This window comes from Streptococcus parasanguinis (genome assembly GCF_032163505.1).
Lineage (GTDB): Bacteria > Bacillota > Bacilli > Lactobacillales > Streptococcaceae > Streptococcus > Streptococcus parasanguinis_V.
In genome coordinates this window covers 1,988,002-2,008,509 of sequence record NZ_CP134147.1, presented here as the reverse complement: position 1 = coordinate 2,008,509, position 20,508 = coordinate 1,988,002, and the positions used below count along the sequence as shown (strand labels likewise).

Annotated in this window: 16 protein-coding genes and 1 tRNA gene; 12 read left to right on the top strand and 5 right to left on the bottom strand. The window is 43.6% G+C overall.

Annotated features, from left to right (window positions below; genetic code table 11):
* Nucleotides 1-27 precede the first annotated feature (27 nt).
* The 4 genes from glf to RIN70_RS09745 all read left to right on the top strand — a co-directional run bounded on the left by glf (nucleotide 28) and on the right by RIN70_RS09745 (nucleotide 8,404).
* A complete protein-coding gene (gene glf / locus RIN70_RS09760) occupies nucleotides 28-1,125 on the top strand; it encodes a UDP-galactopyranose mutase (RefSeq protein ID WP_313790574.1) in 1,098 nt (365 codons plus the stop codon).
* Between the two features lie 15 nt (nucleotides 1,126-1,140).
* The gene (locus tag RIN70_RS09755; protein WP_195623359.1) at nucleotides 1,141-2,193 is read left to right on the top strand and encodes a sugar transferase; all 1,053 of its coding nucleotides are present in this window, start codon (nucleotides 1,141-1,143) and stop codon (nucleotides 2,191-2,193) included.
* Between the two features lie 145 nt (nucleotides 2,194-2,338).
* Nucleotides 2,339-5,812, top strand: coding sequence for a GBS Bsp-like repeat-containing protein (locus tag RIN70_RS09750; RefSeq protein ID WP_195623360.1), 3,474 nt, complete (start codon nucleotides 2,339-2,341; stop codon nucleotides 5,810-5,812).
* A 138-nt stretch (nucleotides 5,813-5,950) separates the two neighbouring features.
* Nucleotides 5,951-8,404 (top strand): GBS Bsp-like repeat-containing protein, encoded by a 2,454-nt coding sequence (locus RIN70_RS09745; RefSeq protein ID WP_313790573.1) that lies wholly within the window; start codon nucleotides 5,951-5,953, stop codon nucleotides 8,402-8,404.
* Nucleotides 8,405-8,851: 447 nt separating this feature from the next.
* Here RIN70_RS09745 and RIN70_RS09740 read toward each other — a convergent pair whose 3' ends face one another.
* The gene (locus RIN70_RS09740) at nucleotides 8,852-9,715 is read right to left on the bottom strand and encodes an RluA family pseudouridine synthase (protein WP_195189299.1); all 864 of its coding nucleotides are present in this window, start codon (nucleotides 9,713-9,715) and stop codon (nucleotides 8,852-8,854) included.
* Nucleotides 9,716-9,818: 103 nt separating this feature from the next.
* Here RIN70_RS09740 and pbp2a point away from each other — a divergent pair, with 103 nt between their 5' ends.
* Complete coding sequence (gene pbp2a / locus RIN70_RS09735) at nucleotides 9,819-12,053, top strand: penicillin-binding protein PBP2A (protein ID WP_049483801.1); 2,235 nt, start codon at nucleotides 9,819-9,821, stop codon at nucleotides 12,051-12,053.
* Between the two features lie 41 nt (nucleotides 12,054-12,094).
* Here pbp2a and ypfJ read toward each other — a convergent pair whose 3' ends face one another.
* Nucleotides 12,095-13,009 carry a KPN_02809 family neutral zinc metallopeptidase gene (gene ypfJ, locus RIN70_RS09730; RefSeq protein ID WP_003009045.1) on the bottom strand — a complete coding sequence of 305 codons (915 nt, stop codon included), beginning with the start codon at nucleotides 13,007-13,009 and terminating at the stop codon, nucleotides 12,095-12,097.
* A 144-nt stretch (nucleotides 13,010-13,153) separates the two neighbouring features.
* Here ypfJ and rpmG point away from each other — a divergent pair, with 144 nt between their 5' ends.
* The 3 genes from rpmG to nusG all read left to right on the top strand — a co-directional run bounded on the left by rpmG (nucleotide 13,154) and on the right by nusG (nucleotide 14,216).
* Nucleotides 13,154-13,306, top strand: coding sequence for a 50S ribosomal protein L33 (gene rpmG, locus RIN70_RS09725; protein WP_003009043.1), 153 nt, complete (start codon nucleotides 13,154-13,156; stop codon nucleotides 13,304-13,306).
* A gap of 9 nt (nucleotides 13,307-13,315) precedes the next feature.
* Entirely contained in the window at nucleotides 13,316-13,492 is a 177-nt protein-coding gene (secE, locus tag RIN70_RS09720) for a preprotein translocase subunit SecE (protein WP_003002261.1), read from the top strand.
* Between the two features lie 187 nt (nucleotides 13,493-13,679).
* Nucleotides 13,680-14,216 (top strand): transcription termination/antitermination protein NusG, encoded by a 537-nt coding sequence (gene nusG / locus RIN70_RS09715; RefSeq protein WP_003002077.1) that lies wholly within the window; start codon nucleotides 13,680-13,682, stop codon nucleotides 14,214-14,216.
* A gap of 50 nt (nucleotides 14,217-14,266) precedes the next feature.
* On the opposite strand, the gene RIN70_RS09710 is transcribed toward nusG, so the two are convergent.
* Together RIN70_RS09710 and RIN70_RS09705 are read right to left on the bottom strand one after the other, a co-directional pair.
* The gene (locus tag RIN70_RS09710; protein ID WP_049506883.1) at nucleotides 14,267-15,025 is read right to left on the bottom strand and encodes a hypothetical protein; all 759 of its coding nucleotides are present in this window, start codon (nucleotides 15,023-15,025) and stop codon (nucleotides 14,267-14,269) included.
* Between the two features lie 143 nt (nucleotides 15,026-15,168).
* A tRNA-Cys gene (locus RIN70_RS09705) sits at nucleotides 15,169-15,239 on the bottom strand.
* Between the two features lie 253 nt (nucleotides 15,240-15,492).
* Here RIN70_RS09705 and rpsB point away from each other — a divergent pair.
* The 3 genes from rpsB to RIN70_RS09690 all read left to right on the top strand — a co-directional run bounded on the left by rpsB (nucleotide 15,493) and on the right by RIN70_RS09690 (nucleotide 18,829).
* Nucleotides 15,493-16,275, top strand: coding sequence for a 30S ribosomal protein S2 (gene rpsB, locus RIN70_RS09700; protein WP_049506885.1), 783 nt, complete (start codon nucleotides 15,493-15,495; stop codon nucleotides 16,273-16,275).
* Nucleotides 16,276-16,358: 83 nt separating this feature from the next.
* Nucleotides 16,359-17,399 carry a translation elongation factor Ts gene (gene tsf / locus RIN70_RS09695; protein ID WP_195623363.1) on the top strand — a complete coding sequence of 347 codons (1,041 nt, stop codon included), beginning with the start codon at nucleotides 16,359-16,361 and terminating at the stop codon, nucleotides 17,397-17,399.
* 81 nt (nucleotides 17,400-17,480) lie between these two features.
* Nucleotides 17,481-18,829 (top strand): IS3 family transposase gene (locus RIN70_RS09690; protein WP_313790518.1). Its coding sequence is split into 2 segments (ribosomal slippage): nucleotides 17,481-17,922 and nucleotides 17,922-18,829, totalling 1,350 coding nucleotides; the frame shifts between segments, so codons are not numbered across the junction.
* A 335-nt stretch (nucleotides 18,830-19,164) separates the two neighbouring features.
* On the opposite strand, the gene RIN70_RS09685 is transcribed toward RIN70_RS09690, so the two are convergent.
* Entirely contained in the window at nucleotides 19,165-19,635 is a 471-nt protein-coding gene (locus tag RIN70_RS09685) for a COG2426 family protein (protein ID WP_003002130.1), read from the bottom strand.
* A 154-nt stretch (nucleotides 19,636-19,789) separates the two neighbouring features.
* Here RIN70_RS09685 and RIN70_RS09680 point away from each other — a divergent pair, with 154 nt between their 5' ends.
* Nucleotides 19,790-20,311 carry a Dps family protein gene (locus RIN70_RS09680; protein ID WP_003001978.1) on the top strand — a complete coding sequence of 174 codons (522 nt, stop codon included), beginning with the start codon at nucleotides 19,790-19,792 and terminating at the stop codon, nucleotides 20,309-20,311.
* Nucleotides 20,312-20,508: the final 197 nt, after the last annotated feature.

Below are 20,508 nucleotides of genomic sequence, written 5' to 3'. Positions count from 1 at the left end.
TTTTAAAATAGAAAAATGGAGTCTATTATGTACGATTATCTGATTGTTGGTGCTGGTTTGTCTGGAGCCATTTTCGCACATGAAGCTACAAAACGTGGTAAAAAAGTAAAAGTGATTGACAAGCGAGATCACATTGGTGGAAATATCTACTGTGAGGAGGTTGAAGGCATCAACGTCCATAAGTACGGTGCCCACATTTTCCATACGTCCAACAAAAAAGTGTGGGACTATGTCAACCAGTTCGCTGAATTCAACAACTATATCAACTCACCAGTAGCTAACTACAAGGGCAATCTGTACAATCTTCCCTTTAACATGAATACTTTTTATGCTATGTGGGGAACCAAGACTCCTCAAGAAGTCAAGGACAAGATTGCTGAGCAGACAGCTGACATGAAAGATGTTGAACCGAAGAACTTGGAAGAACAAGCCATCAAGTTGATCGGCCCAGATATCTACGAAAAGTTGATTAAGGGCTACACTGAAAAACAATGGGGACGTTCTGCCACAGACCTTCCACCCTTTATCATCAAACGTCTACCAGTTCGTTTGACCTTTGATAATAACTACTTTAATGACCGTTACCAAGGGATTCCAATCGGTGGTTACAACGTCATCATTGAAAACATGTTGGGTGATGTAGAAGTAGAACTTGGGGTTGATTTCTTTGCCAATCGTGAAGAGCTTGAAGCTTCAGCTGATAAAGTTGTCTTTACAGGAATGATTGACCAGTACTTTGACTACAAACATGGTGAGTTGGAGTACCGTAGTCTTCGTTTTGAACACGAAGTCTTGGATGAGGAAAACCATCAAGGGAATGCCGTGGTCAACTACACAGAGCGTGAGATTCCTTATACTCGGATCATTGAGCATAAGCACTTCGAGTATGGTACACAACCGAAGACAGTCATCACCCGCGAATACCCAGCTGACTGGAAACGGGGAGATGAACCCTACTACCCAATCAATGATGAAAAGAACAACGCTATGTTTGCCAAGTACCAAGAAGAAGCAGCCAAAAATGACAAGGTCATTTTCTGTGGACGGCTAGCAGACTATAAATACTATGACATGCACGTGGTTATTGAGCGTGCTCTAGAAGTCGTAGCAAATGAGTTTGATTAAGAGAAACGATAATCTATGAAATACTACTTAAAAGAAGAATTCCTGCATGATGTCAACGCAAAGAACGCAGGAAATAAAGCACGCAATGACGTAGAAAGTATTGTGAAAGAAGAAGGCTATCATCCCTTGGTCCTTTCTGTCGACAATTGGTATCAGATGAGTACCATTGCGGCTCAACGCCATAAGGCAAAGGCTTTTGGTCAAGCCTTGGATCAACTAAAGCAAGGAGATGAGTTGCTGATCCAGTTTCCAATGCTTCACCATAGTTTTTTCTCAACCCATTTGGTTAAAAAAGTACAAAAAAGAGGGATTAAAGTCTATCTCTTGATTCATGACCTAGAAGTGCTTCGCCATGCCAACATGACTTCACTACCTTTAAAACACAGAATTCGGATGTACCTTCAAGAAGCAAGTTTTCTCAAAGCAGCTGATGGGATCATCGCCCACAACCCGGTGATGAAATCTGTCTTGGTGGATAAAGGAATTGCGGAAGATAAGATTGTCAGCCTTGGCATTTTCGACTATTTGATTCCAAATTTCCAAGAGAAGAGTGGGCAAACAAAAGACCAGCCGATGATTGTGGCAGGTAATTTGGCCCAGGAAAAAGCTGGTTATCTCTATGCTCTTCCTGCACAACCTGCCTATAATCTCTATGGTGTTGGTTTTGATGAGAGTAGAGCTTTAGAGAATGAAACTTATTTTGGATCCTTCCTACCGGATGAGCTTCCTGCAGCCCTTGAGGGTGGTTTTGGACTTGTCTGGGATGGGGATAGTGCGGAAACCTGTAGTGGTGTTTTTGGCGAGTACCTTCGCTACAACAACTCTCACAAGGCGTCGCTTTATCTAGCATCGGGCTTCCCGCTGGTGGTGTGGAAACAGTCAGCCTTGTCTCACTTTGTGCTTGAGAAGGGCTGTGGGATTGCAGTGGAGTCTCTTCATGACTTGAAGGAGACAATCGACAATCTTTCAGATGCCGATTACCAAGATTTGGTAGACAATGCCAAGCGTGTTGGTCAGGAAATCCGAGATGGTCACTATTTAAAGACAGCCTTAAAGCATTTATCATAAGATCAAAAGAAGTCAGACAGACTTCTTTTTTTAGTTTTTCAAAAAAATATCACTAATTTTAAAAATTTGCCTTATAAAACTTTTCATCGCTGAAACCGTGTGGTAAAATGATTAACGTATAAAATTTGTATAAAGGGAAGTTTATATGAAAAAGAAAGATCTTATTTTTTATGCCGGAGCGGCAGTCTTGATGGCTGTATCTGCTCAGGGAGTCAGTGCAGATGAGCTGGTTTCAAACGAGGCCGCTACTACTGAAGGCAAGCAAGTCCAAGCTGAAAAAGTGCCAGAAGTGGCCGTTGCTGAAAAGTCGGTAGCACCTATCGCAAGTAACTATGCAGCACCAGCAAATGTGACCGAACAGTCTGTAGCACCTGCGAGCAAGACCACGGCTTCAGAAAGTGGAACCCCATCTGTAGAGAAAGCTACAGAAGCATCGACGACTGAGAAAGAAGAAACTCCTCTTCCGTCTAATACAGGAAGCACGACCTTCTTTAACACAGGCGCTCACGCTCCTGCTGGTCGTTCAACAGATGTGGCGGTTCAACCAAAATCATTCGTTGATGTGAGTAGCCACAACGGAGACATTAGTATTGGCGACTACCGTACCCTAGCTAATAAAGGCGTGGGCGGTGTCGTTGTCAAATTGACAGAAGACACTTGGTACAAGAACCCAAATGCGGAGAACCAAATTCGTAATGCACAGGCTGCGGGTCTGCAAGTATCGACCTACCACTTCTCACGCTATACTTCTGAGGAAGCAGCGCGTGCAGAAGCGCGATTCTACATTGCAGAAGCGCAACGCTTGAATCTTCCAAAGAACACCCTCATGGTCAATGACTTTGAGGATGCCAAGATGCAGCCAAATATTAACCGCAACACCCAAGCTTGGGCGGACGAAATGCGTAAAAATGGTTACACCAACTTGATGTTCTACACCAGTGCTAGCTGGTTGGATGAAAACAATCTTCGCAAGAAAGGTCCTGTCAACACCGCTCAATTTGGTCTTCAGAATTTCTGGGTTGCCCAATATCCTTCTCCAAAACTGTCTGTAAACGATGCGAAAAGCTTGCGTTACAATGGGAAAGCTGGCGCCTGGCAGTTCACTTCTCAAGCGGAATTGCTTCCAGGAAAACACCTCTTTGACCACAGTGTGGACTATACCGGTCGCTTCACAGCGAACGCAAAACCTGCAGCGGATCCAACAGAAGGCAGCTTAAGTGGGAAGATTGATATTGTCAATAACGATACTATGACGGGCCGCTTTGACGTTGTCATCTCAAATGTTCAGGCACCAAATGGAGTTCGAACCGTTTCTGTACCGATCTGGTCAGAAACAGGTGGTCAAGATGACCTTGTTTGGTATACAGCTAATCGTCAAGCAAATGGGACCTATACCGTCAATGTAAAAGCAGCGGACCATAAAAACTCAACCGGTCTTTACAATGTCCATCTTTACTATGTTCAGAACAATGGACAAATGACAGGTGTAGGTGGAACAACGACGACAGTAGCCATTGGAAAGAAAAATCAGACACCAGTGTCAGCTGATTTGACTATTGCAAAATCAGAAAAAGACGGTACCTTCACCATTACAGCTAAGAACCTTCAAGGTTTCGATGGTTATAAAGAAGTGAAGATTCCATTCTGGTCTCATGCTAATGGCATGAAAGACATTATCTGGTATACTCCGACTCGCCAGGCAGACGGTTCATATACTGTAACGGCCAAAGCCAGTGACCACGAAAACGCTGACGGCAAATACGAAGCGCAGGTCTTCTATGTAGATGCCCAAGGTCAAAACAAATTTGTGAAAAAGGCCTTTATCGATTATACGGCGACAAAACCGGCCAATGCTGTCGCAGCTGATCTGACCATTACAAAATCAGAAAAAGATGGCATCTTCACCATCACGGCTAAGAATCTTCAAGGCTTCGACGGCTACAAGGAAGTGAAGATTCCATTCTGGTCTCATGCCAATGGGATGAAGGATATCATCTGGTATACTCCGACTCGCCAGGCAGACGGTTCTTATACTGTAACAGCTAAAGCCAGTGACCACGAAAACGCTGATGGCCAGTATGAAGCGCAAGTTTTCTATGTGGATGCCAAAGGCCAAAACAAGTTTGTCAAGAAAGCCTTTATTGATTACACAGCTTCTAAACCATCTGCTGATCTGACCATTACAAAATCAGAAAAAGACGGCACCTTCACCATCACAGCTAAGAACCTTCAAGGCTTCGATGGCTACAAGGAAGTGAAGATTCCATTCTGGTCTCATGCCAATGGGATGAAAGATATCATCTGGTACACGCCAACTCGCCAGGCAGACGGTTCATATACTGTAACAGCCAAAGCCATTGACCACGAAAACGCTGATGGCAAGTACGAAGCGCAGGTCTTCTATGTAGACGCTCAAGGCCAAAACAAGTTTGTCAAGAAAGCCTTTATTGATTACAAAAATCAATCTCGTCCAACCGGCACTCTCTTGATCCAAAACAACAACAAGGATGCGGGTACCTTTGATGTCATCATCAAGGATGTCTATAGCCCTAAAGGGGTGCAGACTGTGCAAGTTCCTACTTGGTCTGATAAGGATGGCCAAGACGATATTCGCTGGTATGAAGCGACTCGTCAAGCGAACGGAGATTACAAGGTATCGGTCAAAGCGAGCGATCACAAGAACTCTACTGGTAAGTACCATGTTCATCTTTACTACATCCAAAACGATGGTTCTCGGATCGGTATTGGTACCACTACTACAGACGTAGAAGTTAGAAATGCCATGACTAAGACGCAGGCTTCTATCAAGAATGTCAATGCAACGAACGGGACTTATACAGTAGCTGTAGATCAAGCGCCTCAGGGACGTCAGATTAAGAATATTCGTGTCGCAGCTTGGTCTAAAGCTCATCAAGAAAATCTTTACTGGTATTCCGCAACACCGACAGGTATGCACACAGAGATCACTGTCTCTGCCAATAATCACGGTAATGAAGCGGGCAACTATACCACTCACGTCTATGTGGACTACAAAGATGGAGGAGTTGAAGGTTTTAACCTCGGTCAGACAGCCTTGTCTCCACGAAATCAAAAGGTGAATCCACAAACAACCTATTATTCTCAACGGGATCCTCGTTGGGCTGGGAAATATTACGGTGTGAGCAATGTCGATCAGTCAGGTTGTGTGCCAACTTCCCTTGCTATGACCTTTACAGATATCCTAGGTAGAACTATTTTGCCAACAACAGTAGCTGATTATCTCTACAACAATACTGATTCATTCAACAAAGGTGAAGCAGGAACAGATTCTGATGGGATTGTAGCTGCCACTCGTAACTGGGGCTTGAAGAGCCAATTGATTAATGGAGCTGGAGGCATTGCAGAAGCCCTCATGGCTGGCAAGCATGTACTTGCTGCAGTAGGTAATAGCCAATTTACTAGTGATCCTTATACTCATGAATTGGTCTTGCATGGTTATGACAATGGAAGAACCTATGTTCGCGATCCATATAATAGCGGCAACAACGGCTGGTACTCCATCAATTATCTTCACTCTATTAAGAGTAAGGACCCGATGGATAACAAGCTTGGAGCACCTTTCTTCTCAATTTTTGCATAAGCTAATCAGAAGGCCAATCTGGCCTTCTGTTTTCTTTAAAAATAGGATTCTTCTCATGATATTGTTTCTTGATCCGGCGGTTTGTGCTATAATACTACTATGTGGGTACAACCGTATAAAAAATTGTAAGGAAGATACATGAAAAAGAAAGATCTTATTTTTTATGCTGGGACAGCCGTTTTGTTGGCTTTTTCGACACAACAAGTCAAAGCCGATGAGCAACATGCGTCTGATCAAACACCAGAAAATACATCAGCTATCGTTGCAACAACAACTTCATCAGAAGCACAGAATACCGTGAGCGAAGAAGTGGGAGTTGAGAAAGGTATTCAGACAGAAAATACCGTTGCAACAGAGGCAGCACCTGTCACACCGACTCTTAGCAATAACCAGTCTTCTGACAAGGGCACTAGCGACAAGGTTGTATCAGAGCAACCAGCACCAGCTGTGGTAGCTAGTCGTGCACCATATGGCGCACGCGCACGAGTGGTAGCAGCAAGAAATGAGAGTGTTCCTCAACAGGAATCTCCGGTTTCCGCAGATTTGACTATTGCAAAATCAGAGTCAGACGGCACCTTTACCATTACGGCTAAGAATCTTCAAGGCTTGGATGGTTATGAAGAAGTGAAGATTCCATTCTGGTCTCATGCCAATGGGATGAAAGACATCATCTGGTACACTCCAAATCGTCAAGCAGATGGTTCTTATACCGTAACAGCCAAAGCCAGTGACCACGAAAACGCGGATGGCAAGTACGAAGCGCAAGTCTTCTATGTGGATGCCAAAGGCCAAAACAAGTTTGTCAAGAAAGCCTTTATTGACTACACAGCTCCTAAACCATCTGCTGATCTAACCATTACGAAATCAGATTCAGACGGTACTTTCACTATTACAGCTAAGAACCTTCAAGGCTTCGACAGCTACAAGGAAGTGAAGATTCCATTCTGGTCTCATGCCAATGGGATGAAAGATATCATCTGGTACACTCCGACTCGTCAGGCAGACGGTTCTTATACCGTAACAGCCAAAGCCAGTGACCACGAAAACGCTGATGGCCAGTATGAAGCGCAAGTCTTCTATGTGGATGCCAAGGGCCAAAACAAGTTTGTCAAGAAAGCCTTTATTGACTACACAGCTCCTAAACCGTCAGCCGATCTGACCATTACAAAATCAGAAAAAGACGGTACTTTCACTATTACAGCTAAGAACCTTCAAGGTTTCGATAGTTATACAGAAGTGAAGATTCCATTCTGGTCTCATGCCAATGGGATGAAAGACATCATCTGGTACACTCCAACTCGCCAGGTAGACGGTTCATATACTGTAACAGCCAAAGCTAGTGACCACGAAAACGCTGATGGTCAGTATGAAGCGCAAGTCTTCTATGTGGATGCCAAAGGACAAAACAAGTTTGTCAAGAAAGCCTTTATTGATTTCAAAAATCAATCACGTCCAACTGCCAGTCTCTTAATCCAAAACAACAACAAGGATGCGGGTACCTTTGATGTCATCATCAAGGATGTCTATAGCCCTAAAGGTGTGCGGACTGTGCAAGTTCCTACTTGGTCTGATAAGGACGGCCAAGACGACATCCGCTGGTATGAAGCGACTCGTCAAGCAAACGGAGACTACAAGGTCTCAGTCAAAGCGAGTGACCACAAAAACTCTACTGGTAAGTACCATGTTCACCTTTACTATATCCAAAATGATGGTTCTCGTGTAGGTGTTGGTACCACGACTACAGAAGTGGAGTTCCGAAATGCCATGACTAAGACGCAAGCTTCTATTAAGAATGTCAATTCAGGTGCTGGAACCTATACGGTAACGGTGGATCAAGCGCCTCAGGGACGTCGGATTAAGAACATCCGTGTCGCAGCCTGGTCTCAAGCTCATCAAGAAAATCTCTACTGGTATTCAACAGCGCCTTCTGGTATGCATACAGAAGTGCAGGTTTCTGCAGCAAATCACCAGTACCAATCAGGCAACTATACCACTCACGTCTATGTGGATTATGTCGATGGTGGCGTTGAAGGCTTTAACCTTGGTCAAACAGCCCTTCATCCCCGTGCGACTGTAGATCAAACTGCTTTTAGTCCTCGTGTAACGAATGGACAACGGGACCGTGTCTTACGGGCAGCAGCTAGTCTAGTGGGCGTTCGTGGCGGCACTGCAGCTCACCAACAATTGGTCAATGATTATAACAGTGTTAAACCACTTCCAGTTGGTTATGCAGTGAAGACGACCGATGACTGGTGTGATATCTTTGTCACAACAGTCTTCCAGCGGGAAGGTTTGAGCGGTTTGATTGGCCGTGAATGTGGAGTCGAACGTCACATCCAGATTTTCAAACGCTTGGGCATCTGGAATGAAGATGGTACCACTACACCAAAAGCAGGGGACATCATCACCTTTAACTGGGATCAAAATACCCAACAAAACAATGGCTTTGCGGATCACATCGGAATTGTCGAGAGCGTCTCAAATGGGATCATTCACACCATTGAAGGAAACTCCAACAACCAAGTTCGTCGTAATACCTATCGGATCGGACATGGCAATATCCGTGGATTTGCCACCCCACGCTATCAATAATAAAAAGGGAGTGGGAAAGAACTCTGACTAGTTAAAAAGAGTTCGTCTTCCCACCCCCGCACAGTTGATTAGGTCATCTTTGGAGCTTAAAAAGCGAACAAAGATGCCAATCAACCACTGCGTCATACAGTTGTTTCTATCAAATATAAAAAGGCTGAACAGTTTTTGTCCAGCCTCTTTTTGTGGCTTCTTTTTTGAATGCAGATAAGTTTTTAAAATAAAATGAGAGATTCTGTCAATTGTTTTAAATGATTTTTATCTTTTGAATTATTCGATAATGACTGGAGACTTTACGCAGTGAGAAAAGTGCTTGAAATATTAGAATTTCAAGCACTCGGGAGTTTTGAGACCTTGGGCTCAAAACTAAGTCATGGAACTTCTTTGAAGTTCGCTGACGTCCGTACTCACTTAAGGAAAGTCTCTAAGAATACTATTTCGGTTCTTTTCTTATTTTTTCAACCCTTCTTCGAAACTCTTAGAAGGGGCCTCGACTTGGATGGTTTCAAGGGTTAATGGATTGGTGAAGGTCAAGCGGTGAGCATGGAGCATGAGTCGCTCTCCGCGTGCAGGGTTATAGAGAGGGTCCCCGACAATCGGGTGCCCATGATGGGAGAGATGCACCCGGATCTGATGAGTACGCCCCGTCTTGAGCTGGCATTTAACCAGGCTGTTGTGCCCGATTTTTTTCAGTTGCGTCACCTGAGTTTCTGCATACTGTCCTTTTCGTGGATCGACCAGGCGCTTGCGCCGATCGTGGCGATCGCGTCCGATTTTATCCTTGTAGACGATGGTTTTTTGTGCTAAGCTACCTTGGATCAAGGCCCAGTACTCGCGTTGGATGTTTTTATCTTCCAAAATGCGGTTGAGAATGGGCAGGATAAAAGGATTTTTGGCAAATAAAATTGCTCCGCTGGTTTCCTTGTCTAAGCGGTGCACGACGTAGCAGGTAGATCCAACATAGCTGGAAACATGGTTAAGAAGAGCAATTTCTGTCGGCTCATTAGCATGGGTTTTCATGCCTTCAGGCTTATTGACGATGATGACATGCTCATCCTGATAGAGTTCTTCGACCAGACTCGGGTCTCCGGATGGGAGCTCTTTTTCAGGGTAATCGTCCGCGTCAAAGATCAGCTGGATCTGGTCTCCTTTTTGAACGGGGCTCTGCCAGTTGATGGTCTCGCCATTGACCAAGACGTGCTTCTTGGTTCGTAAAAAATGCCGGATCTTACGGGGAATGAGGAAGTAGTCCTCAAGCAACTCTTTCACAGTCATCTGGGGAAAGGATTGTGGAATGGTAAATTGATAGTTCATGACCCTATTGTAGCAAAATCTAAGCTTAAAGAAAACTAAATGGGAGAAGGGGATGAGCTATCTTTTCTTGCTAGGACAAGGATAAGGTGTTACAATAACAGGTATGAATAGAATAAAAGAATTATTTGAAAACCTGATCACTTTTTTTAGAAAGGATCATCCGCCCAAAGCGGTGGCAGAAGAAGTGCCAGACACGGAACTACCGGAAGAGACAGTAGAGCCGACCTATAGTCGCTCAGGCAAGCACAGAAGCAAGCCTCTCTCTCAGCATCCCTTCCGTCGTTTTTGGCGCAGATTCCATTTGACCAAGATTCTCCTGATCATTGGGCTAGGCTTTAGCCTCTTGACAGGGGGCTATCTTTTCTACCTTGCTAAGACGACCAACGTCAAGGATTTGCAGAATGCACTGAAGGCGACTACCATTATCTATGATAAGAATGGGGACCAGGCGGGAAGTTTGACCGGGCAAAAAGGAACCTACGTCGAACTCGATGCTATTAGTGAGAATCTGCAAAATGCCGTGGTCGCAACAGAGGACCGGAGCTTTTACAAGAATAGCGGGATCAACTATGGTCGCTTCTTCTTAGCGATTTTGACCCTGGGTCGCTCAGGTGGTGGGTCGACCATCACCCAGCAGCTAGCCAAGAATGCTTACCTGTCTCAAGATCAGACGGTGGAGCGTAAGGCCAAGGAATTTTTCCTAGCGCTTGAAATCAATAAGAAATACAGTAAAAAAGAAATCCTCACCATGTACCTCAACAATGCCTATTTTGGAAATGGGGTTTGGGGAATTGAGGATGCATCCAAGAAGTATTTTGGGGTTTCAGCCAGTCAATTAAGCCTGGATCAGTCTGCGGTACTCGCCGGTATGCTCAAGGGACCTGAGATCTATAACCCGCTCTATTCAGTAGAGAATGCGACCAATCGCCGCAATACGGTCCTCCAAAATATGGTGGCGGCTGGCTATATTGACCAGAAAACGGCTGATCAGTCGGCTGCTGTGGATATCCATGGACAGCTGGTCGATGCCTATGAAGGCAAGTCGGAAGATTACCGCTACCCATCCTATTTTGATGCGGTCATCAATGAAGCGGTCAATGAATATGGCCTGACCGAAGAAGACATTGTCAAAAATGGCTACCGGATCTACACCGAGCTGGATCAGAATTACCAAGCAAGCATGCAGGTGATCTATGACAATACAGCTCTCTTCCCAGTAGCGGAAGACGGCACGCGCGCGGAATCTGGTAGTGTCGCCCTCGATCCTAAGACCGGAGGGGTTCGGGCTCTCGTAGGGCGTGTCGGAAGCGATCAAAATCCAGGTTTCCGTACCTACAACTACGCTACCCAGGCTGCTCGAAGTCCAGGATCAACCATCAAACCTTTGGTTGTCTATAGTCCAGCTGTTGCTGAAGGTTGGTCGACCAATAAGGAATTGGACAATAGTACCACCCAATATGGAAGCTATGAGGTCAATAACTACGCGGGAATCCAGTCTAGCCCAACGGTACCGATGTACCAGGCCCTGGCAGAGTCCCTTAACCTTCCAGCCGTAGCGACCGCTAATGATTTGGGTCTTGATACGGTCTTTGAGTACGGGAAAAAATTCGGGCTCAACATGGACAAGGTGGACAAGTCGCTTGCCGTTGCCTTGGGAGCTGGTGTGACAACCAATCCGATGCAGATGGCCCAAGCCTATGGAACCTTTGCCAATGGTGGTGTCATGAATGATGCTCACCTCATTACCAAGATTGAAAATGCAAGCGGCCAAGTGGTCAAGAGCCACAGCCAGAAATCAACCCGAGTGCTCAGTGGTTCAACGACAGATAAGATGACCAATATGATGCTTGGTACCTTTAGTAATGGTACAGGGGTGAACGCTGCGCCTTATGGTTATACCATGGCAGGAAAAACCGGTACGACAGAGACCAGCTTTAACAAGGACCTCTCTGGAGACCAGTGGGTGATCGGCTACACGCCAGATGTGGTCATCAGTCAGTGGCTTGGTTTCCCAACGACCGATGAAAATCACTACCTGACGGACAGTAGTGCTGGAACGGCGTCCGAGATTTTCCGCAATGTTGCCAACAGTGTTCTGCCTTATACAGACGGTACCCAGTTTGACTCGGTGAAGAACTCTTATGCTGAAAACGGCATTGCGCCAGTCGGAGAAGAAACGACAGAAACAGATAGCAAAGAAGACAAAGGTTTCTTTGAGGATGTTAAAGAAAAGGCGTCGAATATGGTCGATAATGCGAAGAAAGCAATCGACGAGGCCGATATCCCAGGAAAAGCGAAAAACGCTTGGGATACCTTCAAAGGCTGGCTTGGTTTCTAATCAAAAAAACGATTCAGAAATTCTTCTGAATCGTTTTTTATTTAGAGTTCACTATCTGACAAGCTAAAGGTATCGCCGTGTTGGAGATCCCCGTACTGGTAGCCCCGTTTGAACCAGCGCATGCGTTGTTCTGAAGTCCCGTGGGTAAAGCTATCTGGTACCGAGTAGCCGTAGGCTTGCTCCTGGAGTGTGTCGTCGCCGACGGCATGGGCTGCATTCATGGCTTCTTCGATATCGCCGATATCTAGAAGGTTTCGGTCTTGAATGGAGCGGGCCCAGACACCTGCTAGGTAATCGGCTTGTAGCTCGATGCGGACACTGATAGCATTTCGTTCCTTTTCAGAAAGACCTTGTTGCATTCGATGGTATTTGCCAAGGATTCCCAGCTCATTTTGTACGTGGTGGCCGACTTCGTGGGCGATCACGTAGGCCATGGCGAAGTCCCCGCTAGCCTTGTATTTGGTTGTCAATTCCTTGTAGAAGCTCATATCCAAATAAATCTTTTTGTCGGTCGGACAGTAGAAGGGACCAGCCGATGCTTGCCCAACCCCACAGCCTGTCTGTGTCCGTCCGGTATAGAAGACTAGTTTGGGCTCATGGTAAGTGCGTCCTTCAGCTTGAAAGACCTTGTGCCAATGATCTTCTGTTGTACCAAGGACCTTGCTGACGAACTCAGCATCTGCATCGTCGACATGGGTCTTGTTGGTGCGCGTGACTTGGGTGGATTGGTAAGGTTGAGAAGAAGTCCCATTTCCAAAGAGACCCCCAAGACTAGCGCCACCACCTCCTAGAAGAACCAGAAGAAGGATGAGGACGATCTTACTCTTGAAGCTCCCCGGCGATAGTAAGATCTGTAAAATGCCTCCGCCAAGATTACTATTGCCTGAAGACTGGGAGTAGCTTTGCCCTCGACGATCTTCGATATTTCTACTTTCTTTTAGGTTATCACTTTTCATATTCGTCTCCTTTTGTTTTATTTTACCAAAAATGAGGCAAAAACCAGAGTGATAACGCTTTAGATTTGCTTTTTTCTTGACAGGAGATTTTCTGTTCTTGTCAAAATGTAGAAAACTTGCTATAATGGGGTGAACGGAGGCGTTATGGCATTAAAAAAAGCAAGTCTAGCGTGTACGGTTTGTGGGTCACGCAATTACTCCATTAAGTTGAGTGGGACGCCAAAACCAACACGTCTAGAAGTCAATAAATTCTGCAAGCATTGCAGCAAGTATACCATCCATAAAGAAACACGATAGGAGAGAGTTGTGAAATTCATTAAAGATATTTTCGTCTTACTAAAAGATACAACTTGGCCAAATCGCAAGGAAAGATGGAAAAACTTTATCTCAGTGATTGAGTACACCGCTTTCTTTGTGGCATTGATTTATTTGTTCGACAAAGTCATTGCACGTGGCCTATTGCACATGATCAATTTCTTTTAAGAAAAGAAGCCATGTGGGATCCCCAGGGTCCCACTTTTTGTAGTCTTTTCTTAAAAATAAATCAGCAAACCTCTTTGCATTCCTGCAAAATGTGGTATAATGAAGCTAGGAAAAGGAAAGCCAAGAGGCTTTTTTTAGTATGTTCACAAAAGCTCGAGCAGGCTAAACAGAAAGAAAGGATGCCCAAATGGACAGTTTTGATAAAGGCTGGTTTGTACTACAAACCTACTCAGGATATGAAAACAAGGTAAAAGAGAATCTTTTGCAACGTGCGCAAACTTACAATATGTTAGAAAACATCTTGCGTGTAGAGATTCCAACTCAAACCGTACAAGTTGAGAAAAACGGTAAAACAAAAGAAATCGAAGAAAACCGCTTCCCAGGTTATGTCTTGGTAGAAATGGTCATGACAGATGAAGCTTGGTTTGTCGTTCGGAATACACCGAACGTTACTGGTTTCGTCGGATCCCACGGGAACCGTTCAAAACCAACTCCATTGTTGGAAGAAGAAATCCGCAGCATCTTGCTCTCTATGGGTCAAACTGTTCAAGAGTTTGATTTGGATGTCAAGGTGGGCGACACAGTTCGCATCATCGACGGTGCCTTCACAGACTATACTGGTAAGATCACTGAAATTGATAACAACAAGGTGAAAATGGTCATTTCTATGTTCGGTAACGATACGGTTGCAGAAGTGAATTTGAACCAAATTGCTGAATTGTAAGAAAAATAGAACCCTCCAAGAAAAACTTGGAGGGTTCTTTGTATGGATCGTTATTGATTTTTATCCAGGCCAGTGATCTTTTTTAACTGCTTGGTTTCTGCAGCAGATGTAACATTGAAGATCTTATTGCCTTGTGTAGAGAAGCTAGATTCATCTCCGTTGCTATCTTTATAGACATAGCTGGTCCCATTTTCTGAACGCATAATGGCATAGGGTTTTCCGAGACGTTCGAGGGCCGTTTTTGGTGTATCGGATTTGGAAATACTGCCAGTAGACTGGTGGTTGGCATCGCCCCCTCTTAGTCGGAAGGTGATATCTGTTAACACATTATTGCGGAAGAAAGCCATGATATCGCCATTGTCTGTTGCCCAAACATTGACCCCATCGCCAGGATTCGCACTGTCTGTGCTACTTACGGGTTGACCAAAGGCTGCAACTACGTCATCGTAACTGCTTCTTTCTTTTGGCCCACCAACCTCTTGTCCATCTTCGGTTCTTAATACAAAACCAGTGGTAGGGTGGAGGTTCTTAAGCTTTTCGATCTCAGGAATAGATGCAGCTCCTGGCACATATTGGAGAGATGCGCCATCATCTGGATCCAAGCTGAAGCGATCTGAAAAATCATCTGAGCTACTGCTGTCTGAAGAAGTGCTCGACGGTTTACTAGATGATGTTTTGGTTGAAGATTGTTTGATCGGTTTTCTAGAGCTAGAAGCTGTTTTTGCTGGTTGCCCAGAATTGGCAGGTGAGCAAGCTGCTAGTGTTACTAGTGAAAGAAGGCCGATCGTAAAGAAACGAATGTTTTTCATAATGACCCTTTCTAATGTACTTCGCCGATCAGGCGAGATTTTATTATATCAATAATCAAGGAATGGAGCAAATGGAAACAAAAAATCCCCTATTGCTAGGGGAATTTTTAAAAGATAAAAGATGATAAAAAATTTTATTATCAAGGCGGTAGACGGATTTGAACCGACGATCAAGCTTTTGCAGAGCCGTGCCTTACCACTTGGCTATACCGCCGTAACATATAATATTGTAACCTAAAAAACAAGATAGGTCAAGAAAAACTTTTTCCTTCAAATCATTACAGATGAAGAATGCTGAAAAAATCTCTCAAATAGCTTGCGAATTCTAGGGATTTCTGCTATACTTATAGAGTTGTCTAAGACAGCAAATACTCATCTCGGATCCATTGTGACACCGTTGCCCTTGTGGTCGTGTTGCAAGTTGACGTCTGAGAGAGGAGAAAAAAACAAAAAAGGAGAAACTACTCATGGCAGTAATTTCAATGAAACAACTTCTTGAGGCTGGTGTACACTTCGGTCACCAAACTCGTCGCTGGAACCCTAAGATGGCTAAGTACATCTTCACAGAACGTAACGGAATCCACGTGATCGACTTGCAACAAACTGTAAAATATGCAGACCAAGCATACGACTTCATGCGTGATGCAGCTGCAAATGATGCAGTGATCTTGTTCGTAGGTACTAAGAAACAAGCTGCTGATGCTGTTGCAGAAGAAGCTGTTCGTTCAGGTCAATATTTCATCAACCACCGTTGGTTGGGTGGAACTCTTACTAACTGGGGAACAATCCAAAAACGTATCGCTCGTTTGAAAGAAATCAAACGCATGGAAGAAGATGGAACTTTCGAAGTTCTTCCTAAGAAAGAAGTTGCATTGTTGAACAAACAACGCGCTCGTCTTGAAAAATTCTTGGGCGGTATCGAAGACATGCCTCGTATTCCAGACGTAATGTACGTTGTGGATCCACATAAAGAACAAATCGCTGTTAAAGAAGCTAAGAAATTGGGTATCCCAGTTGTAGCGATGGTCGACACAAACACTGACCCAGATGATATCGATGTTATCATCCCAGCGAACGATGACGCTATCCGCGCTGTTAAATTGATCACTGCGAAAATGGCTGACGCTGTTATCGAAGGTCGTCAAGGTGAAGACAGTGTTGCTACAGTAGAAGCTGAATTGGCAGCTACTGAAAGCCAAGCTGATTCAATCGAAGAAATCGTTGAAGTTGTAGAAGGCGACAACGCTTAATTTCATTCAATAAGTAACGAACCTAAGAGGGCAGGGCTCAGCCCGACCCTCTTATTTTATTAAAAAAATATAGGAGAACAAAAATGGCAGAAATTACAGCTAAGCTTGTAAAAGAATTGCGTGAAAAATCTGGTGCTGGTGTCATGGACGCTAAAAAAGCATTGGTTGAAGTTGATGGTGATATCGAAAAAGCGATCGAATTGCTTCGCGAAAAAGGTATGGCTAAGGCAGCTAAGAAAGCTGACCGTGTTGCCGCTGAAGGTTTGACTGGTGTTTATGTAGACGGTAACGTTGCAGCAGTTGTTGAAGTGAACGCTGAAACTGACTTCGTTGCGAAAAACGCTCAATTCGTTGAATTGGTAAACGCAACAGCGAAAGTGATCGCTGAAGGTAAACCGGCTAGCAATGAAGAAGCTCTTGCTTTGACAATGCCTTCAGGTGAAACTCTTGAAGCTGCATATGTATCTGCAACAGCTACAATCGGTGAAAAGATTTCATTCCGTCGTTTTGCTTTGCTTGAAAAAACAGACGCACAACACTTCGGTGCTTACCAACACAACGGTGGACGTATCGGTGTTATCTCTGTGATCGAAGGTGGAGACGAAGCACTTGCTAAACAAATCTCAATGCACATCGCTGCAATGAAACCAACTGTTCTTTCATACAAAGAATTGGATGAACAATTCGTGAAAGATGAATTGGCACAATTGAACCACGTCATCGACCAAGATAACGAAAGCCGTGCAATGGTTGGTAAACCAGCTCTTCCACACTTGAAATTCGGTTCAAAAGCACAATTGACTGACGAAGTGGTTGCTCAAGCTGAAGAAGATATCAAAGCTGAATTGGCAGCTGAAGGTAAACCAGAAAAAATCTGGGATAAAATCATCCCAGGTAAAATGGATCGCTTCTTCTTGGACAACACAAAAGTTGACCAAGCCTACACTCTTCTTGCACAAGTCTACATCATGGATGACAGCAAGACAGTTGAAGCTTACCTTGAATCAGTAAATGCTTCAGTTATCGAATTCGTTCGTTTTGAAGTTGGTGAAGGTATTGAAAAAGCTTCAAATGACTTTGAAGCAGAAGTTGCAGCTACAATGGCAGCAGCTCTTAACAACTAAGAATAAACAAAAAGAGGTTTCGAAGGTGAACTGCACCCTAAAAGTTAGACAGAAAAATCTAATTTTTGGGGTGCTTTTATTATGAAATTAACTTTTGAAGATAAAGTTCAAATATATGAATCAAGAAAGCAAGGAGAGAGTTTTAGGCGACTTTCAAATCAATTTGGGATAAAGATTTCTAATCTTCAGTACATGATTAAATTGATTGATCGTTATGGAATAGAAATCGTAAAAAAAGGAAAGAATTGTTACTATTCTCCTGAACTAAAACGAGAAATCATTGATAAAGTCTTACTTGAAGGTCGTTCACAAAGAAGTGTAAGCCTTGATTATGCTCTCCCAAACCAAGGAATGCTTCCAAATTGGCTGGCACAATACAAGAAAAATGGGTATACTATTGTTGAGAAAACAAGAGGAAGGATACCTAAAATGGGACGTAAGCCAAAGAAGAAACCTGAAGAGATGACTGAGTTAGAGCGTCTTCAAGCAGAAAATGAATACCTGAGAGCGGAGAATGCTGTTCTAAAAAAGTTGAGAGAACTCCGATTGAAGGAGGAAAAAGAGAAAGAAGAAAGACAGAAATTGTTCAAGAATTAATCACTGAGTTTTCGTTAGATATTCTTCTAAAGGCCGTTAAACTTGCTCGTTCGACCTACTATTATCATTTGAAACAGCTAGACAAACCAGATAAGGATCAAGGGCTTAAAGCTGAAATCCAATCTATTTTTACTGAACACAAGGGAAATTATGGTTATCGTCGGATACATTTAGAATTAAGAAATCGTGGCTTTTTGGTCAATCATAAGAGGGTTCAGCGGTTGATGAATGTCCTCAATTTACAAGCTAGAATCCGGCAGAAGCGAAAGTATTCTTCTCACAAAGGAGATATTGGTAAGAAAGCCGACAACCTTATTCAACGCCAGTTTGAAGCTTCAAAACCAATGGAAAAGTGCTACACAGATGTGACAGAATTTGCCATTCCAGCAAGCACTCAAAAACTCTACTTATCACCAGTATTAGATGGTTTTAACAGTGAAATCGTCGCTTATAATCTTTCGACGTCGCCAAATTTAGAACAAGTGAAAGCTATGTTATACCAGGCCTTTACTGAGAATCATTACACAAATACAATTCTCCATAGTGATCAAGGATGGCAGTATCAACACCAGTATTATCATCGTTTTTTAGAGGATAAAGGAATTCAACCGTCCATGTCACGTAAGGGTAACAGCCCAGACAACGGCATGATGGAATCCTTCTTTGGCATTCTTAAGTCCGAAATGTTTTATGGGTATGAGAAGACGTTTCAGTCACTTGAGCAATTAGAACAAGCTATTGTAGACTACATTGATTATTACAACAATAAACGAATTAAGGTCAAACTAAAAGGACTCAGTCCTGTGCAATACAGAACTAAATCCTTTGTGTAAATTCATTGTCTAACTTTTTGGGGTCAATACAAGGAAACCTCTTTTTTGTGTGGAAAATATCTTATATCATTGTTTAAGCTGTTTTAAAATATTAACAAAGTTTGTTTTCAAAAAATAACAGACGTTACCGAAGATTCATCGATATACTTTCTGAAACTTTCCGCCGTGAGAAAAGTGCTTGAAACAATGAAGTTTCAAGCACTCGGGAGTTTTGAAACTTTAGGTTCAAAACTAAGTCATGGAACTTCATAGAAGTTCGCTGACGTCCGTACTCACCTAAGGAAAGATTCAGAGAAGATATTATGTGAACTGATATCATGGGCTCATTCTTTTGCTTAATGTGCGAAGGTATCGATTCCTAGGAGCAGGGACAGGGTTCCCATGATGAGGCCGGCTAGTATCACTCCGAGCATGACTGCGAGGCTACTGCGTTTGAAGTCCCAGTCAAGGATGGAGGCCGCAAGAGCTCCGGTCCAGGCACCCGTTCCCGGAAGAGGAATTCCCACAAAGAGCAATAAGGCCCAGAAGATTCCCTTGTCACCTGCAGCTTTTTCTAATTTCTGTCCGCCTCTATGACCTTTATTGAGACACCAGCTAAAAAAGCCTCCGATGATCGGTTTTTTGGCGCCCCAAGTAAGAATATGGCGGGCGAAGAAGAAGATCAGAGGGACAGGGAGAAGATTTCCGATCACTCCGATTAGGAGCGCTGTCCATAAGGGAATACCATTTGCAATGGCAAAAGGGATGGCCCCGCGCAATTCAACAAGGGGAACCATGGAGATCAGGAAGGTAAAGATATATTTCATTAGTCAAGCCTTTCGATTAGTCTTCTTCATTCTATCGTATCTTTTCTCAATTGACAACTATGATCTTTTTTAATCTTTTATCTTGACTTTCTGGTGGAGGAAGCATATAATAAAGACATAGTTAATTAGAATCATTATAAAAAGGAGAAATGACATGACAACTATGAAACATGAAGCAGCTACTGATGTAGCAACTTTTGCACCTTCAAATAAAGAAACTCTTCCAGAAACAAAAGCTCTCTTGAACCAAGTCGTAGCAGATCTCTACGTGGCTCACATTGCCCTTCACCAAGTACACTGGTATATGCGTGGACGTGGCTTTATGGTTTGGCATCCAAAAATGGACGAATACATGGACAGCTTGGATGCAACCTTAGATGAAGTGAGCGAACGCTTGATCACTCTTGGTGGTGCGCCATATTCTAGCATGACTGAATTTTTGGAACACAGCAATATTGAAGAACGCCGTGGAACATTTACAAAAAATGTAGAAGAAAGCTTGACACGTGTTCTTGAAATCTTCCATTACCTTGATGGCCTTTACCAAAAAGCTTTGGATGTTACCGATGCTGAAGGCGACGATGTAACCAACGATATCTTTGTTGGGGCTAAAGCAGAACTTGAAAAGAACATTTGGATGGTGGCTGCTGAACTTGGTCAAGAACCAGGATTATAAGATCATAAAAAAATAGAAGCCGTGGGCTTCTATTTTTTTGGTTTGTAGGGGATTTCCACTAATTAAAGGAATTCTTAATCTAACTATAGTTGGAGCGAAATCGAGGCCTATCGCTCCTCTTTTTTTGGTATAGTTAATATGTGATTTTCTGTAAGCGTTCACAGGTATAAGAAAGCGCTTACAAATTAAATTGTTAA

What these genes read in the sequence shown, in the direction of transcription:
- rpsB (WP_049506885.1), top strand. Translation starts at nt 15,493, where the DNA reads ATGGCAGTAATTTCAATGAAACAACTTCTTGAGGCTGGTGTACACTTC.
- RIN70_RS09745 (WP_313790573.1), top strand. Translation starts at nt 5,951, where the DNA reads ATGAAAAAGAAAGATCTTATTTTTTATGCTGGGACAGCCGTTTTGTTG.
- RIN70_RS09685 (WP_003002130.1), bottom strand. Translation starts at nt 19,635, where the DNA reads ATGAAATATATCTTTACCTTCCTGATCTCCATGGTTCCCCTTGTTGAA.
- ypfJ (WP_003009045.1), bottom strand. Translation starts at nt 13,009, where the DNA reads ATGAAAAGTGATAACCTAAAAGAAAGTAGAAATATCGAAGATCGTCGA.
- RIN70_RS09680 (WP_003001978.1), top strand. Translation starts at nt 19,790, where the DNA reads ATGACAACTATGAAACATGAAGCAGCTACTGATGTAGCAACTTTTGCA.
- RIN70_RS09755 (WP_195623359.1), top strand. Translation starts at nt 1,141, where the DNA reads ATGAAATACTACTTAAAAGAAGAATTCCTGCATGATGTCAACGCAAAG.
- pbp2a (WP_049483801.1), top strand. Translation starts at nt 9,819, where the DNA reads ATGAATAGAATAAAAGAATTATTTGAAAACCTGATCACTTTTTTTAGA.
- tsf (WP_195623363.1), top strand. Translation starts at nt 16,359, where the DNA reads ATGGCAGAAATTACAGCTAAGCTTGTAAAAGAATTGCGTGAAAAATCT.
- RIN70_RS09750 (WP_195623360.1), top strand. Translation starts at nt 2,339, where the DNA reads ATGAAAAAGAAAGATCTTATTTTTTATGCCGGAGCGGCAGTCTTGATG.
- RIN70_RS09740 (WP_195189299.1), bottom strand. Translation starts at nt 9,715, where the DNA reads ATGAACTATCAATTTACCATTCCACAATCCTTTCCCCAGATGACTGTG.
- rpmG (WP_003009043.1), top strand. Translation starts at nt 13,154, where the DNA reads ATGGCATTAAAAAAAGCAAGTCTAGCGTGTACGGTTTGTGGGTCACGC.
- nusG (WP_003002077.1), top strand. Translation starts at nt 13,680, where the DNA reads ATGGACAGTTTTGATAAAGGCTGGTTTGTACTACAAACCTACTCAGGA.
- RIN70_RS09710 (WP_049506883.1), bottom strand. Translation starts at nt 15,025, where the DNA reads ATGAAAAACATTCGTTTCTTTACGATCGGCCTTCTTTCACTAGTAACA.
- glf (WP_313790574.1), top strand. Translation starts at nt 28, where the DNA reads ATGTACGATTATCTGATTGTTGGTGCTGGTTTGTCTGGAGCCATTTTC.